The following is a 16,257-nucleotide window of genomic DNA, read 5'->3' on the forward strand; positions in this document are numbered from 1 at the left end:
AGGCCCTTACATTCACATTTCAAGTGCAACGCTCAAATGCCATTGGCAAGGGCTGCTGAAAACAGATCACCCGGTGTCTCATAGTCCAATGTCTTTCTCGGTCGGCGGTTAAGGGCCTCCTCAACCGCTTTAATCTTTTTAGCACCCAGTTTCCTAAAATCCGTCCCCTTTGGGAAGTATTGTCTGATCAGCCCGTTGGTATTTTCCACCAAGCCTTTTTCCCAAGAATGGTATGGACGGCAGAAGTAAGTTTCCGCACCCAGGGCTTTGGCAAAGGTTTTATGCCGGTAAAACTCTTTACCGTTATCCAAAGTAATCGTTTGAATGATATCTTTAAATGGCTTCAATGCCCGAATCACTACCCGGGCTACATCTTCTGCTTTGAAATTGCTGATTTTGCGGATAACGACAAATTTGGTTTTTCTTTCAACAGCAACCACCAGTCCGCTTTTTTGGTCTTTACCGACAATGGTGTCCATCTCGAAATCGCCGACCCGCTCTTTTTGATCGACAATGACAGGTCTGTGTTCAATGTCGGTTCTGTCCGGTACGCTGCCTTTTGTCCATGCACCGCTGCCGTATTTTCTGCGGTAGGGTTTGGAAACGATACGCAGATGGGTGTACAGGTCGCCGCCGTTTTGACGGTCTTTGGTGAGATAGCGGTAAAGGGTGCTGTGGTGCAGTTTGATGTGTTGATGTTTCAGCAGATAGCCGCAGACTTGTTCGGGGCTGTATTTTTGGGTAATCAGTTTGTTAACAGTCTGTTTGACGGCAGTAGTCAGTTTGGTTGGCTTTTTGTTTTTCTTTTTAACTTCGCTTTGCTGTTGTGTTTTTCGGTAACAGTAGGTTCCGTTGACGGAATGCCGTCTGATTTCCCGACTGACGGTGGCGGGATGACAACCGATGTTCTGTGCGATTTGGTTTAGGGGTAGGTTGCGGTAATGTCTGGAAATGTAGTATCTTTGGTGTGAGGTCAGTTGTGTGTAGGCCATATTGCAATCTTTCTTGTCAGGAAAGGCAGTATACTACCGCATACTGGCCTTTTCTGTTATTGGAAATTGCACTTGTTAGGCGAATGTAAGGCCGTCTGAAAATGTATCAAGCATTTTCAGACGGCCTTTTATTAATTTAATCAAATAGTAAGTTCAATTATCTTACTGTGCGATTCTCACTGATTCGGTTATTGTTTCCCTCATCACGAATCATTTTGCGAATGGGTAAACGATAAATTTGGTTGTTCTCAACCACATTAAAATCGGCAAAATCGCGGTTATCCAAACTGCTGCCAAACGCATAGCCCGCATCTGCTTCACAATAATTGCGGTTGCCTTGACGCGCACCCAGCCATACTGCCGGCAAGCGCCCTCTATATCGATGATAGTAAAACACATTTTGGCTTAAGGTATTGTAAGACGGCGCTTGGTGACGGATGGTGCCGCCCTCGCCGCAATTACGGTAAAAATAAATGCCGCCGTGATTAAGCGCGGAAAAACGGTTATGGCTAAACGTATTATGTGCCGAGCCATCAATCGCAATCAATTCCCGCTTGGATGTTTTGGCGTCAATGGTATTGCGGGTAAAGGTATTGTGGCCACTCTCTGCATCCAGATAAACCGCCACACTTTTGCTACGCCCTGTAATGCGGCTATTAGCAACCGTGACATGATTCACGCCCGGCGCCAGATACAAAGGAATACGGCCATTTCCGACAATATTCATGTTTTCCAAACGAATACGACTTGGTGCCGCAGCTTGCACACGCTCCGTATGACCGACCTCAAGCGAAGACAAGCGCACGACTTCCGCCTCCCCATTCGCGCCCATGCCCATCACACGTACCGAACCGGCCACTTTGCAGCCACGAATGGTTAAGTTTTCCGGGCGCAGCCATTGGTTTTGCTGCTTTTTCGAGCGAATCACTATGCTGTCTCCGCCCGTAATATGGGTAGGCGCAATCGTATTGCTATTGCAATCAAACACCTGATTGCTTGCCGCTGCGCCCGTAAAATACAAACGCTTGCTAATGGTACGGTTTTTCGGCAAGGTAGCCGAGCAGGCAACTTCTACGCTGTTTTGCTGAGCTGTTGCCGGCGCTAAAATTTCGTCTAATTGCGCTGGTGTGCAGGTTGCCGCCCATACAGGAAATGCTGCCATTACCCCGACTAGGCTGGCTAAAATTCTGATGGTTTTCATTTTTTTATCAATTAATCATAAGAATAGAATACTCAGCAGGCCGTCTGAACATCTGCCTGTCGACTTCAGACGGCTTTCTATCACAATACTGGTTATTTTTCAAAGCAAACCCGTCCAATCATTCAGACGGCCTTGATTCTTGACACAATTTCACGTTTTCGCTAATATTTCTCATTCACACTTTTATGCCGATTTGACACAGCTTGCGGGCACAAACAGCTAAAGCGTTGCAGATGACATTTTATTTCCCTGCAAAACCAGCCCGTTGTGTCAGACATCGGGCTTTGTTGTATTTGAGAACATTATGATTATTTTAGACAAGGTTTCCAAACGCTACCAAACGCGCGATAAATCGTGGTTTACGGCGGTGGAGCCGACCAGTTTGGAAATTAAAGCCGGTGAAATTTTCGGCCTGATGGGCTATTCCGGCGCGGGCAAATCGACCTTATTGCGTTTGATTAATTTGTTGGAGCGGCCTGATTCGGGCAGGGTTTTGGTTGGCAATCAGGATTTGATGGCGCTAAACGGCGCGCAGTTGCGCCAAGCGCGGCAGAATATCGGCATGGTGTTTCAGCAGTTTAATCTGTTGAGCAACCGCACGGTGGCGGATAATGTGGCTTTTCCGTTGGAAATTGCCGGATGGCCGTCTGAAAAAATTCGTGCGCGTGTGGCGGAATGTTTGGAGATTGTCGGTCTGCAGGAACGTGCCGGCCATTTTCCGTCTCAACTTTCGGGCGGACAGAAACAGCGTGTCGGCATTGCCCGTGCGTTGGCACCTAATCCGCAAGTGATTTTGGCCGATGAGCCGACTTCCGCACTCGACCCTGCCACTACCCGCAGCGTGTTGGAATGCTTGGAAGACATCAACAAACGCTTCAATGTGACCATCGTTATCGTGACCCACGAAATGAGCGTGATTCGCCGCTTATGCGACCGCGCCGCCCTGCTGGACAACGGCCGCCTACTGGAAGTGGTAGAAGTGAACAACAACCAAATTCATGCCCAATCAGAAATCGGGCGCGAACTGATTCGGGAGGATTGAGATGGCGGATTTGACTTTTTCCAAAGCCCTCGCCACCATCAGCGGCATGAAAGGCGAAATTTACCAAGCCTTGGGCGAAACCTTTATCATGGTTGGTTTGTCCACGTTGTTTGCCGTGGTATTCGGCACCTTATTGGGCGTGTTGCTGTTTGTCACTTCAAATCGACAATTGCACTACAACAAACCGCTGAATTTTGTGTTGGACAACTTGGTCAACTTGATGCGCGCGTTTCCGTTTGTGATTTTGATGATTGCGCTCATTCCGGCCACCCGCGCCATCATCGGCAGCACCATCGGCCCTTACGCCGCTTCGTTGGTGTTGAGCGTATCCGGCCTGTTTTATTTTGCCCGCTTGGTCGAGCAAAACCTGCGTGAAGTGCCACGCGGCGTGATTGAAGCCTCGATCAGCATGGGCGCGACACCGCTTACTATCATCCGCAAAGTACTGCTTAATGAAGCACGCGCCGGCATGGTGTCAAGTATTACTGTATTGGCCATCGGCCTGCTCTCTTACAGCGCGGCGGCCGGCATGATCGGCGGCGGCGGTTTGGGCGACTTGGCCATCCGCTACGGTTATTACCGCTATCAAACTGAAGTCATCATCTTCATCGTGGCGATTTTGGTGCTGATGGTGATTGCCATGCAGGGCTTGGGCAACTGGATTTCGCGCCGCCTCGACAAGCGATAGAAGCATTGTTTATATAGGCCGTCTGAAAAATCATTCATCTTTTTTCAGACGGCATGTTATGATTTCTGCCACACACATTTAAGGAGTATTGTTATGAACGTAAACAGCGTATTGAAAACCTTCTCAGCCGCCGCGCTGGCCTTGGCTTTGGCCGCTTGTGGCGGTCAAAAACAGGAAGCCGCACCGGCCGCTTCTGCCGCCTCTCCGGCTGCCGACAACACCGCTGCCAAGAAAGAAATCGTCTTCGGCACCACCGTCGGCGACTTCGGCGACATGGTGAAAGAACAAATCCAACCGGCCTTGGAAAAACAAGGCTACACCGTGAAATTAATCGAATTCACCGATTACGTGCGCCCTAACTTGGCTTTGGCCGAAGGTGAAATCGACATCAACGTCTTCCAACACAAACCATACTTAGAAGATTTCCGCAAAGAGCACAAATTAGACATCGTTGAAGCCTTCCAAGTACCGACCGCGCCATTGGGTTTGTATCCGGGCAAATTAGCCTCATTGGATGACGTAAAAGAAGGCAGCAGCGTTTCTGCGCCAAACGACCCGTCAAACTTCGCCCGCGCCTTGGTGATGTTGAACGAATTGGGCTGGGTCAAACTGAAAGACGGCATCAACCCATTGACCGCGTCTAAAAACGACATCGCCGAAAACCTGAAAAAAATTAAAATCGTCGAGCTGGAAGCCGCACAATTGCCACGCAGCCGCGCCGATGTTGATTTCGCTGTGGTAAACGGCAACTACGCCATGAGCAGCGGCATGAAACTGACCGAAACGCTGTTCCAAGAGCCTAGCTTTGCCTATGTAAACTGGGCAGCCGTGAAAACCGCCGACAAAGACGCTCAATGGTTGAAAGACGTAGAAGCCGCCTACAATTCGGAAGAATTTAAATCTTACGCCAAACAACGCTTTGCCGGTTACAAATACCCTGCCGTATGGGGTGGCCAAGCTGCTGACGAAGCCAAAATGGTCGCCGCTGAAGCCGAAGCCGCTTCAGAAGCATCTGCTGCCTCTGCAGCTTCTGCCGCGCAATAATTGAGTGGCTTTGATTCAATATTAGATAGCTGCAATAAGGCCGTCTGAAAGACTAATCTTTCAGACGGCCTTAATATAATCACGGTGATATGAAATCATTAATACTGATCAGACGGCTTGTCGATTTTCGCAAAAACCTGATAGGTACCATCATGATTCAGCTGCATAACTTCATAAGGCATAAAATGTTCCCCATTTTCCATGCCGACACTGCCTACCGGCATACCCGGCACAGCAAGGCCAATCGCATTTTCAGGGGGATTTTCTAAAAATGCAGTCATTGCCTTAATGGGAACATGCCCTTCAAATACATAGCCGGAGCTGCTGACCGCCGTATGACATGAACGCATTTCCGGTGCAATCGCATACTGATCTTTGATTTCAGCTACTTTAGCATTACTTGAAAGTACCACATCCTTGATCGCCAAGTTATCCGCTTTGGCATGTTCTATCCATTGATGGCAGCAACCACAGTTGGCATCACGGTTAACCGTCAGCTGTTCTTTTAATGTTTTCCGAGCAGATGTTACAGGTGAAGAAGAATGCCTAGCGGCAGATGCAGACGCTGTTTTATCCTGCAAATTCACATTTTCCTGTTGAATATCCGTTTTTTGGCACGCCACAAGCAGCAGGCTCAAAACAACAAAAGTCAGTTTATTTTTCATAAAAACACCCTTATTCATTGCACTATTCTACTATTTTAAGAGCGGCTTTTTGATGACACAAGGCTTTTTATCATGATCAAAATACAACCCCATTACCAGTCTCAACAGCAAGTATATTCACAACTTTTTTGTGTTACTGACAAAAACCATATGCCATCTGCCCCTAATAGGTTCAGACGGCATATTGATTGAGTTAAATCATTGAATTATTCAATAATTTGATTACTGTAATCAAGCTTTTTTCGCACCTTGCAAATACAGCATTTCCAGCGCAATGGTCGCGCCGGCCAAGGCGGTGATGTCGGCTTGGTCGTAAGACGGTGCCACTTCGACCACGTCCATGCCGACAATGTTTAAATCAGTCAGGCCGCGTAGGATTTTTAGGGCGCGGTCGGTGGTCAGGCCGCCGCATACGGGGGTGCCGGTGCCGGGCGCAAAGGCGGGGTCAATGCAGTCGATGTCGAAGGTTAGATACACCGGCATATCGCCGACAGTTTCTTTGATTTTGGCTACGGTGGTTTCGACGCTGTCGTCATTGACTTGCGGCGCGCTCAACACGGTAAACGGCAATGATTTGTCGTATTCGGTGCGAATCCCAATTTGCACCGAGCGCGACGGGTCGATCAAGCCTTCTTTCGGCGCGGTGTGGAACATGGTGCCGTGATCGAATTCGCTGCCGTTGGCGTAGGTGTCGGTGTGGGCATCGAAATGCACCAAGGCGAGTTTGCCGAAATGTTTAGCGTGGGCGCGCAATAACGGCAGGGTCACGAAATGGTCGCCGCCCAAGCTCAAGCATTTTTTACCGGCTTGCAACAATTGCAGCGCGTGGGCTTCGAGTTTTTCGACAAAATCGCGGCTGTCGCCAAAGGAGTAAACCAAGTCGCCGCAATCGACGATGTTTAAGCGTTCGCGCACGTCAAACGTCCACGGAAAACGCTTGTGTTCCCACGTCAAATTCACCGAAGCGCGGCGGATGGATTCGGGGCCGAAGCGCGCGCCGGAGCGGCCGGATACGGCGATGTCGTAAGGAATGCCGGTAATCACCCACTCGGCATTGCCTTCGTAAGGGTTGAAATCAAGCGGCAGGCGCAGGAAGCCGAAATTGTTGGAAACCAGTGAATTATCGGTTTTACCGGCAAGGGTGGTGTATGGGTTCATTTTGTATCCTTTTAATATATAATTGTTTTTTCAGACGGTCTTTTCATCAATAGGCCGTCTGAACATCATTCCTCTTCCAAATAAGTATAGCCATTCAGCCCGATTTCCAGCTCTTTCAAAAACGCCATCGCTTGCGAAGCTGGTAAATCAGAATGTTCAATTTGTTCGCGGTAGCGGCGCATCAGCTCTTTTGGGTCTTGGTACACATATTCGAGCATATCGGCGACGGTATTGCCTTCGTCATAATCAACCACGTCAAATTGATTTTCACCGTGTACCATCACGTCGATGGTGGTGGTATCGCCGAACAAGTTGTGCATATTGCCCAAAATTTCCTGATACGCGCCGACCATGAAAAAGCCCAGCAATGGCGGATTGTCATCAGGATAATCGGGCATTGGCATGGTGGTGGCAATGCCGTCGCCGTCGATGTAGTGGTCGATGGTGCCGTCTGAATCACAGGTGATGTCCAACAACACAGCGCGACGGGCAACTTTTTGGTTCAAACCGGTAATCGGGCAAACGGGGAACAATTGGTCAATGCCCCACACATCAGGCAGCGATTGGAACAGCGAAAAATTCACATACAATTTATCGGCAAACCGCTCTTGCAATTCATCAATGATGGTGCGGTGCGAGCGGTGTTTTTCGTTGAACAACTCGCCTACTTCGTGGCAAATATTCAAATAAAGCTGCTCTGCCCACGCGCGTTGCTCAAGGCTGAGCAGGCCGACGTTGTATTGATTGTGCACGTCCGACAAATCAAACTGGCTTTCGTGTATCCAGCTTCTAAGTGAACGCTTTTCGCGTGAAGCGAAAATATCCGTCCACGTTTCCCACATGCTGTGCAACACGCGTGGTTCGTCTTCAGACGGCGCGCTCAATTCTTGCGGCGTGTAGCGTTCCGCACCAATCACATTCGCCACCAGCACAGCATGATGCGCGGTAATGCCGCGGCCACTTTCGGTGATGATGGTCGGGTGCGGCAGATTGTGTTCGCGACAGGCTTGGCCTATACCCCACACCACCGTTTCGGCGTATTCAATCAGGCTGTAATTGACCGAGCAATCCGATTGCGTGCGGTTGCCTTCGTAATCCACACCCAAGCCGCCGCCCACGTCGAAGCATTGGATATTCACGCCGAGTTTATGCAATTCGACATAAAAACGCGCCGACTCGCGCACACCGGTGGCCACGTCGCGGATATTACCCAGTTGCGAACCGAGATGGAAATGCAGCAATTGCAGGCAGTCTAAGCGGTTGCTCTGTTTCAACACTTCAACCAAATGCAGCACTTGCGAAGCCGACAAGCCGAATTTTGACTTATCGCCGCCCGAAGCCTGCCATTTGCCCGAGCCTTGCGAAGCCAAACGCGCACGCACGCCCAAGCGCGGTTTCACGCCCAGTTTTTCCGCTTCCTCCAGCACTATTTCGATTTCGGAAATCTTCTCAATCACCAAATAAACCTGATGACCAAGCTTCTCACCCATTAAGGCAAAGCGGATGTATTCGCGGTCTTTATAGCCGTTGCAGACAATCAGCGTCTGCGTGGTGCCGGCGTGCGCCAACACGGCCATCAATTCTGCTTTCGAGCCTGCTTCCAAACCATGCGGCTGCTGGCTGTGAATCAGCGTTTCAATCACGCGGCGGTGCTGGTTGACCTTAATCGGATACACCAAGCAATAATCGCCTTCATAGCCAAAACCGGTTCTGGCCGTCTGAAACGCCTGATTAATCGAACTCAGGCGGTGTTGCAAAATTTGCGGAAAGCAAAACAAAATCGGCAACCGCGCCCCCTGCTTTTGCTGCACCGACTCGGCCAGCTTTTGCAGCGACACGGTTTTCTCCGGCTCAGCCGGATTCGGGCGTACAATCACTTCGCCCTTGTCATCGGCATCATAATAATTAATGCCCCAATAACGGATATTGCAGACCTCGCTGATGGTCGGTGCAGCCATGTTTGCTTCCCTTCAAATAGAATGATTACGCTAAACCTAAAAAGCGATTATAAAACCAATTGGTGACAACATAAGGATTTTTTCGGCATTTTGAGAAATTATTTGGCGATATTTTCAAGATAATAAAAAATAAATATTCACATTGCCTAAATCATAACAAAAGGCCGTCTGAAATATTTCAGACGGCCTGTGTTTATCTCAGCTTAAAGAAGCATTATTCTTCTTCGGCTTTGCTGCGGATTACCAACAATGGCAAGTGGCTTTGACGCATCACGGTTTCGGCGAAGCTGCCCATCAGCAGATGCATGAGACCGGTGCGGCCGTGCGTGCCCAACACCAGTAAATCAGCGCCGTTGGCATCGGCGTAATCCACCAATTCTTGTGCCATTTCACGCGCGCCTTTGTTGGCTACCAGCAAGTGTTTCACAATGTTGGTTACGCCGTCTTCACGCGCTGATTTTTCAGCAAATTCCAATACTTCGTTACCCTGCGCCACAGCAGCAGCTTCGTAGCTTTCGTGTTGCAAAAACTCAGGAGCCAAAGCCATGTATTCCGCCGGATTGGCCACATGCACCAAAGTCAGGCGGGCTTCGTTAACGCTGGCCAAATCAGCCGCATGTTTCAACGCGTTTAAAGAGGTTTCACTACCATCAACGGCAACAACCAAATGCTTATACATTGTCATCTCCTTCCAATGCCTTTTTGCGGCACGATATTTTCAAGTGATGGGATTATAGACTGTTCTTTCAGCTTTACACAACAGCCTTCATGGTTCAAGTATAATACGTCTTTGGCTTTTTGCGATGAATTTTTGCTTCGCGCCACCGCCTTTTCATTTATTTTTTGATTTATCACAAGGTTGACCATGTCCGATATTGATTCCCTGTCGTCACGCCGTTTCGGCGGCATTGCCCGATTGTATGGCGATTCAGCATTACAATGCTTTCATCAGGCGCATGTGTGCGTGGTTGGGGTCGGCGGCGTCGGCTCGTGGGCGGTAGAAGCATTGGCACGCAGCGGCATCGGTCGTTTAACTTTGATTGATTTGGACAATGTCGCCGAATCCAATGTCAACCGCCAGCTCCATGCCCTGACCGACGATTTCGGTAAGGCCAAAGTCAGCGCCTTGCACGAGCGCATTTTGCAAATCAATCCGGCTTGTCAAGTGGTTGAAATTGAAGATTTTGTGAGCGAAGAAAACCTGCCTGATTTGTTTTCAGACGGCTTTGATTTTGTCATCGATGCCATCGACCAAGTGCGTGTCAAAGCAGCGATGGCGGCTTATTTCGTGCAACACAAACAGCCGTTTATCTTAAGTGGCGGCGCGGGTGGCCAAAAAAATCCTGCCTTGATTCAGACGGCCGATTTAAGCAAAGTCACCCACGACCCTTTGCTGGCCAACTTGCGCTACACCTTGCGCAAACGCTATGGCTTCAGCCGCAACACTGCCGACAAAATGCGCGTGCCGTGTGTGTATTCCACCGAAAACATTACCCCGCCGCAATCGGGTGACGCCTGCGCTGCGGATGCGGCGCCGCAAGGTTTGTCGTGCGCCGGTTATGGCGCGAGTATGCTGGTCACCGCCAGCTTCGGCCTGTATTGTGCGCAAGCGGCGATTGACCATATTGCAGGTGGCAAATGAACGCTGCCGAGATGATGAGGCCGTCTGAAAGCGCGGTGGCGTATGTGTTCGGCCAACCCGTTACCGACATCCCACAAGATTTGTTTATTCCGCCCGATGCGTTGGAAGTGGTGTTGTCGAGCTTTCAAGGGCCGCTGGATTTGCTGCTGTATTTAATCCGCAAGCAGAATATTGATGTACTCGATATTCCGATGGTGAAAATTACCGAGCAATATCTGCACTACATCGCGCAAATGGAAGCTTATCAATTTGATTTGGCCGCAGAATATTTATTGATGGCGGCCATGCTGATTGAAATCAAATCCCGTCTGCTGCTGCCGCGCCCCGAAGAAATCGAAGACGAAGAAGCCGACCCGCGCGCCGAATTGGTGCGCCGTCTGCTGGCTTACGAACAAATGAAACTCGCCGCGCAAGGCTTGGATGCCCTGCCCCGCGCCGGCCGTGATTTTGCGTGGGTGTATCTGCCTTTGGAAATTGCTGCCGAAGCCAAGCTGCCTGATGTCGCCGTGGCGGATTTAACGCAGGCTTGGCTCGGTATTTTATCGCGCGCCAAACACACGCGCAGTCATGAAGTGGTGCGCGAAGCCATTTCCGTGCGCGCGCAGATGACCTCGATTTTACGCCGTCTGAACGAACACGGTTTCAGCCGTTTTTCCACCTTATTCAAGCCCGAGCAAGGTGCGGCTTATGTGGTGGTAAATTTCATCGCGCTGTTGGAACTGGCCAAAGAAGGCTTGGTGCGCATTGTGCAGGAAAGCAGCTTTGACGAAATCGAAATCCATTTGAAACAGGCCGAAACCGAGGAAATCGAGTTGCCAGAATCGCTTTCAGACGGCCTTGATGCCCAAAATCCATAAAAGTTTGTAAACTTTCGGTCATCTTGGTGGCCAAACATGTTTTAATACTTCATTCGCCCGTTAATGAGAACATCTTTATGACCTCACACGACCCCATCATCAAATCGCTGCTCGACACCGATTTATATAAATTCACCATGTTGCAGGTGATTTTGCATCAATTCCCGCAAACCCACAGCCTGTATGAATTCCGTTGCCGCAACAAAGAAATGGTTTACCCACTGGCCGACATTCAGGAAGAATTCGAACGCGAATTGGATGCCCTGTGCCAACTGCGTTTCACCGACGACGAATTGGATTACCTGCGCCGCCTGCGTTTCATCAAAAGCGACTTTGTCGATTACCTCGAGCTTTTCCAACTGAAACGCCGCTTTGTCAAAGTGCATTCCGACGAACAAGGCCGCCTGCACATCCGCATCGAAGGGCCGATGATTCAGGCGATGTTTTTTGAAATTTTCATCTTGGCGATTGTGAACGAACTCTTCTTCCGCCGCTTGGAAACGCCGGAAGTATTGGCCGAGGGCGAGCGCCGTTTGCAAACCAAAGTCGATGCCTTAAAACAAATTGCCGCCCAGCAAGACCCTTCCGATCCGCCGTTTTTGATTTCCGATTTCGGCACCCGCCGCCGCTACAATCTTGCGTGGCAGGAACACGTTGTGCGCACCTTAAACGATGCCGCACCGCATATCGTGCGCGGCACCAGCAATGTTTACTTGGCGAAAAAACTCAACATCACGCCCATCGGCACCATGGCGCATGAATTCCTGCAAGCCTTCCAAGCCTTGGATGTGCGCTTGCGCAATTCGCAAAAAGCCGCTCTTGAAGCATGGGTACACGAATACCGCGGCGACTTAGGCATTGCACTGACCGATGTGGTCGGCATGGATGCTTTCCTGCGCGATTTTGACCTTTACTTTGCCAAGCTATTCGACGGTCTGCGCCACGACAGCGGCGATCCGTATGTGTGGGGCGATAAAGCCTATGCACACTATAAAAAGCTCAAAATCGACAGTCACACCAAAATGCTGACCTTTTCAGACGGCCTCGACATCGAGAAATCTTGGGCATTGCACCAATATTTCAAAGACCGTTTCAAAACCAGCTTTGGTATTGGCACCAACCTCACCAACGACATGGGACATACGCCGCTCAATATCGTGTTGAAACTGGTCGAGTGCAACGGCCAATCGGTTGCCAAGCTTTCCGACTCACCGGGTAAAACCATGACCACCAACGACACTTTCCTCGCCTACCTGCGTCAGGTGTTTGAAATTCCCGAGCCTGAAGCGGATAAGAAATAAACTTGATAAAAAGGCCGTCTGAAAAATTAATTTTCAGACGGCCTTTTATATTCATTTTATCAAACGATTATTTTTTCAAACGCGCAGTCGCGGTTTTATCCAATGAACAACCGCGGGTCACGATTTGATCCACTACTTCGGTTTTACCGTTGACTTGAGTCGTACCACGGATGGTCAGCATATTACCGTCAACTTTATCTACGTTAGCCGGAGTGGCTTTCTCAGCAAACCAAGCCACGTTCTCACCCCAGAAAATATTCTGGTCATTGGCACCGACAACGCGGAACAGATTCGGCGTTAGCTCGTTTTTAAAGCGAACTTGCGCTGCGACCAACTGATTGTTTTTCACACCATACATTACGGTCAATTTCTCTTCGCCTTTAGGGCCGCATTTGTAGGCCACTTCTTTGGTTGAATCAATAGAATCGACCTTAACCGTTTGCGGACCGGTCGCAGCTTGCTGTTGCGCTACCACTTGCTCTTGAGTCGGCTGCTTAGCAGAGGCTGGCTTGGTGCTGCCGGTACTGCTACATGCCGACAAAGCCACTGTAGCCACGATTGCCGAAGCGATCCATTTCAAATTTGCATTCATGTGTTTACTCCTATTCAGTTGATTTTGATTAATGTGCTGCTACCTTAGCAGAGAATATTGTATTTGTATTGGATTTGAATGAAAGCATTCTTACCTTATGCTCATAAACTCAATTAAATCGGCCATCACAAGATAAATAAAACCATAAAAACAAGCTTCTAAACCAAGGCTTTACGCACGAAAAACTTAATCAATTTTAGTAAAGAGATAATTTACATATAAATTATTTGTTCCTAAGCTATCTAAAACTGCTCGATTGGTAAACGGCATGACATGAAAATCAAGTATGCTTGTAAAGATGGTTTTCATGTCATCTGAAACAGAGTTGAACAAAAAGACACACTGCTTTAAAAACACAAAAAATTAAAGCCTTGCTAAAATCAGCAAGGCTTTAATCAAAATCTGGCACGCCCACGGGGAATCGAACCCCGGTTACCGCCGTGAAAGGGCGATGTCCTAACCGCTAGACGATGGGCGCGGAATAAAGGATTTTCTTAATGGCGCACCCGGAGCGATTCGAACGCCCGACCCTCTGGTTCGTAGCCAGATACTCTATCCAACTGAGCTACGGGTGCGCTGTAAGAAAGATTTGAATTATAGAGATACAACTAAAACCTGTCAAGCGTTTAGCTGGAAAAAAATCTCAAAAAGTGTAGAATGCGCGTTTGTTTGTTGAATTTACAGGAAAAGAAAAATGGCACACGCTTCGCGTTGGCCGCAGTTGGCTGCTGCTTTTTCAAGATTAGGCTTGCCGGTGGCGGTAGTGGATTTGGAAACGACCGGCGGCAATCTCTATCAAGACCGTGTCACGGAAGTAGCAGTATTGCGTTTTGAGAGCGGTCAAGTCACGCGTTATGAATGGCTGGTCAATCCTCAGCAGCCGATTTCGGATTTTATTGCCCGCTTAACCGGCATTAATGATGAGTTAGTCAAAGATGCACCGTTTTTTGGCCAAATTGCCGCTGATTTGCTGCCGCTTCTGCGCGGTACGCTGCTGCTGGCACACAATAGCCGCTTTGATTACACGTTTTTGCGGCATGAGTTTCAACGCATAGGCATTGATTTTGCCGCACCGGCTTTGTGTACGGTGCAATTGTCGCGCCGTCTGTATCCGCAATTTCACAAACACAACCTCGACAGCATCATTGAGCGCATGGGCATTTTGGTGGAAAACCGTCACCGTGCCATGACCGATGTTCTGGCTTTGGGGGATTTTTTGGAAAAAAGCTTGGAAGAAAAAGGCGAAGAAGAGTGGCTCAACCACAGCCGCGTATTGCTGAATCCGAAAATGCTGCCGACTTGGCTGCCGAACACATTGGCCGAACAGCTCTACGCCCTGCCCGACAGCGAAGGTGTGCTGGTGTGGCTGGATAAATACGGTCAAGCGCAGGCGGTGCAATCGCATACACGCGCTTATTTTGAAGTAGCGGCCATGTTAAACGGCAAAAAAATTCCGAGCTTTGCACAAAGCGCCGCTTCTATCCGCTTTATGCCGGCCATCGGGCCTATGCATGCTTTGTGGTTGAAAGCGCAAGCTATGGTGCAATTTAATCTCAGGCCGTCTGAAACGGTGCGCACGTTTACTACGGTGCAATTTTCACCGGACGAACACGGCGTGTTGCAAGCGCGATTGGTGCCAATGAGCAACGGCATTCACCCCCACCGCCCTTATGGTTTTTTCCTGCACAGAAAAGGCGCCAAACGCGCGCTAGCCGCATGGGCGCAGGAATACGGCCTCTGCCCCGATTCGCTGAATATCCTGCCGGAAACCAACGCCAAAAATGAACCTTGCCCGATTCAAGCCATCGGCCAATGTGATGGCTCGTGCCAAGATGCAAACGGCGTGCAACAGCAAAACCGCCGCATCCTCTCGCTCGCTCCCTTGCTACCAGTCGCCGATTGGGGCAGAGCGCACGAAATCGATATTCGCGAAACAGACGAATTATCCGGCGAAACACTGACGTTCCGCTGCACCGCCAATGCCGTCGCCCTGCCCGATGGCCGCTGGTATTTCGATGACACGCTGCCCGCTATTATTAAAGCGAAATTCAAGCAAGGCAAAACCGCCATTGAAATTCTGAATTAAGTTTCAGACGGCCTTAAATGATGATTTTGCCAACAGGCCGTCTGAAAAACATTGATTGTTCAGACGGTCTGAGCCTTTGTAAAACCCATCAATCTTTTCCCAGCCATATCGTCAAACGCAACGAGTGTTATACAATAGGCCGTCTGAAACCATTTCCCCCACGGCCTTTCCCATGCAAAATCCTAAAATCGTTTTCTTCGACATCGACGACACCATTTACCGCAAATACACCGACACCCTGCGCCCATCAGTCGGCGAAGCTTTGGCAGCCTTGAAACAGCGCGGTATTCTGACCGCCATTGCCACCGGCCGTCCACCTGTGGCCATTCCTGCCAAAGTCAAAGCCTTGATTCAAGAAGTTGGCATCGATATGCTGGTGACCATCAATGGTCAATATATTGAGTTTCAAGGAAAAACCTTGCAGCATTATCCGATGGTAGCCGATGAAGCAGCGGCGGTGTGCAACTTTTTAGCGCAACAAAACATCGCTTATGCATTTGTAAACAATGCCGAAATCGCCGTTTCCGAAGAAACCGAATGGGCCAAAGATGCCTTATCGAGAATTGTCTCGTCGTATCAAGTGGATGCCCACTATTACCGACAGCAGCCGGTGTACCAATTATTGGCTTTTTACACACAGGAACATGATTCGGAAATCGATGCCGCCGTTGCCCAAATGGGTTTCAAAACCGTGCGCTGGCATGAAAACGCAGTGGATATTCTGCGTCAGGAAGGCTCAAAAGCACGCGGTATTGAACACGCCATTGCGAAACTCGGCATAGACATGAAAGACGTGATGGCCTTTGGCGACAGCTTCAACGATGTAGAAATGATGCAGGCCGTCGGCTTTGGCGTGGTGATGGGCAACGGCGAAGAAAGCGTACAAGCATTGGCCGATTATGTCTGCCCGAGCGTAGATGAAGATGGCGTGTTGCGTGGCTTAAAAAATTTGGGTGTGATTTAGACCTTATTTTTCAATGAACAAACAAAGGCCGTCTGAATGTTTCAGACGGCCTTTGTTCATACTGAAT

General features: G+C 49.4%; 15 protein-coding genes and 2 tRNA genes. 8 read left to right on the forward strand and 9 right to left on the reverse strand.

What is annotated here, in order from left to right; genetic code table 11:
• Window positions 1-32: 32 nt before the first annotated feature.
• Complete coding sequence (locus ACM67B_RS07920; RefSeq protein WP_416189158.1) at window positions 33-992, reverse strand: IS30 family transposase; 960 nt, start codon at window positions 990-992, stop codon at window positions 33-35.
• Between the two features lie 157 nt (window positions 993-1,149).
• Window positions 1,150-2,154 (reverse strand): right-handed parallel beta-helix repeat-containing protein, encoded by a 1,005-nt coding sequence (locus tag ACM67B_RS07925; protein ID WP_416189159.1) that lies wholly within the window; start codon window positions 2,152-2,154, stop codon window positions 1,150-1,152.
• 343 nt (window positions 2,155-2,497) lie between these two features.
• Between ACM67B_RS07925 and ACM67B_RS07930 the strand changes: the two genes are divergently transcribed.
• The 3 genes from ACM67B_RS07930 (at window position 2,498) to ACM67B_RS07940 (ending at window position 4,967) form a co-directional block, all read left to right on the forward strand.
• Window positions 2,498-3,235: a methionine ABC transporter ATP-binding protein gene (locus ACM67B_RS07930; protein ID WP_416189160.1), complete on the forward strand. Its 738-nt coding sequence runs from the start codon at window positions 2,498-2,500 to the stop codon at window positions 3,233-3,235.
• A gap of 1 nt (window position 3,236) precedes the next feature.
• Window positions 3,237-3,923, forward strand: coding sequence for a methionine ABC transporter permease (locus tag ACM67B_RS07935; RefSeq protein WP_096295610.1), 687 nt, complete (start codon window positions 3,237-3,239; stop codon window positions 3,921-3,923).
• A gap of 93 nt (window positions 3,924-4,016) precedes the next feature.
• Window positions 4,017-4,967 carry a MetQ/NlpA family ABC transporter substrate-binding protein gene (locus ACM67B_RS07940; RefSeq protein WP_416189161.1) on the forward strand — a complete coding sequence of 317 codons (951 nt, stop codon included), beginning with the start codon at window positions 4,017-4,019 and terminating at the stop codon, window positions 4,965-4,967.
• Between the two features lie 98 nt (window positions 4,968-5,065).
• Here the strand turns inward: ACM67B_RS07940 and ACM67B_RS07945 are convergent, their stop codons facing one another.
• The 4 genes from ACM67B_RS07945 to ACM67B_RS07960 form a co-directional block, all read right to left on the reverse strand.
• Window positions 5,066-5,632, reverse strand: a complete 567-nt coding sequence (locus tag ACM67B_RS07945; RefSeq protein WP_416189162.1) for a DUF411 domain-containing protein — start codon at window positions 5,630-5,632, stop codon at window positions 5,066-5,068.
• Window positions 5,633-5,863: 231 nt separating this feature from the next.
• Window positions 5,864-6,790 (reverse strand): agmatinase, encoded by a 927-nt coding sequence (gene speB / locus ACM67B_RS07950; protein ID WP_416189163.1) that lies wholly within the window; start codon window positions 6,788-6,790, stop codon window positions 5,864-5,866.
• Between the two features lie 65 nt (window positions 6,791-6,855).
• Window positions 6,856-8,748 carry a biosynthetic arginine decarboxylase gene (gene speA, locus ACM67B_RS07955; protein WP_416189164.1) on the reverse strand — a complete coding sequence of 631 codons (1,893 nt, stop codon included), beginning with the start codon at window positions 8,746-8,748 and terminating at the stop codon, window positions 6,856-6,858.
• Between the two features lie 214 nt (window positions 8,749-8,962).
• Window positions 8,963-9,427, reverse strand: a complete 465-nt coding sequence (locus ACM67B_RS07960; protein ID WP_095503087.1) for a universal stress protein — start codon at window positions 9,425-9,427, stop codon at window positions 8,963-8,965.
• Window positions 9,428-9,613: 186 nt separating this feature from the next.
• Between ACM67B_RS07960 and ACM67B_RS07965 the strand changes: the two genes are divergently transcribed.
• From ACM67B_RS07965 to pncB, 3 genes are all read left to right on the forward strand, one after another.
• Window positions 9,614-10,390 (forward strand): ThiF family adenylyltransferase, encoded by a 777-nt coding sequence (locus ACM67B_RS07965; RefSeq protein ID WP_416189165.1) that lies wholly within the window; start codon window positions 9,614-9,616, stop codon window positions 10,388-10,390.
• Complete coding sequence (locus tag ACM67B_RS07970) at window positions 10,387-11,247, forward strand: segregation and condensation protein A (RefSeq protein ID WP_416189166.1); 861 nt, start codon at window positions 10,387-10,389, stop codon at window positions 11,245-11,247. Before ACM67B_RS07965 ends, ACM67B_RS07970 begins: the two co-directional genes overlap by 4 nt.
• Window positions 11,248-11,324: 77 nt before the next feature.
• Window positions 11,325-12,548 carry a nicotinate phosphoribosyltransferase gene (gene pncB, locus ACM67B_RS07975; protein WP_416189167.1) on the forward strand — a complete coding sequence of 408 codons (1,224 nt, stop codon included), beginning with the start codon at window positions 11,325-11,327 and terminating at the stop codon, window positions 12,546-12,548.
• A gap of 67 nt (window positions 12,549-12,615) precedes the next feature.
• Here pncB and ACM67B_RS07980 read toward each other — a convergent pair whose 3' ends face one another.
• The 3 genes from ACM67B_RS07980 to ACM67B_RS07990 all read right to left on the reverse strand — a co-directional run bounded on the left by ACM67B_RS07980 (window position 12,616) and on the right by ACM67B_RS07990 (window position 13,715).
• The gene (locus ACM67B_RS07980; RefSeq protein ID WP_416189168.1) at window positions 12,616-13,140 is read right to left on the reverse strand and encodes a hypothetical protein; all 525 of its coding nucleotides are present in this window, start codon (window positions 13,138-13,140) and stop codon (window positions 12,616-12,618) included.
• A 403-nt stretch (window positions 13,141-13,543) separates the two neighbouring features.
• Window positions 13,544-13,618 (reverse strand) — tRNA-Glu (locus tag ACM67B_RS07985).
• A 20-nt stretch (window positions 13,619-13,638) separates the two neighbouring features.
• Window positions 13,639-13,715 (reverse strand) — tRNA-Arg (locus ACM67B_RS07990).
• 119 nt (window positions 13,716-13,834) lie between these two features.
• On the opposite strand from ACM67B_RS07990, the gene ACM67B_RS07995 reads away from it, so the two are divergent.
• A complete protein-coding gene (locus tag ACM67B_RS07995) occupies window positions 13,835-15,226 on the forward strand; it encodes an exonuclease domain-containing protein (RefSeq protein WP_416189169.1) in 1,392 nt (463 codons plus the stop codon).
• Between the two features lie 172 nt (window positions 15,227-15,398).
• On the forward strand, window positions 15,399-16,190 hold the full coding sequence (locus tag ACM67B_RS08000) for a Cof-type HAD-IIB family hydrolase (RefSeq protein WP_416189170.1): 792 nt from the start codon (window positions 15,399-15,401) through the stop codon (window positions 16,188-16,190).
• Window positions 16,191-16,257: the final 67 nt, after the last annotated feature.

The sequence above is a fragment of the Neisseria sp. CCUG17229 genome (assembly GCF_047839235.1).
Lineage (GTDB): Bacteria > Pseudomonadota > Gammaproteobacteria > Burkholderiales > Neisseriaceae > Neisseria > Neisseria brasiliensis.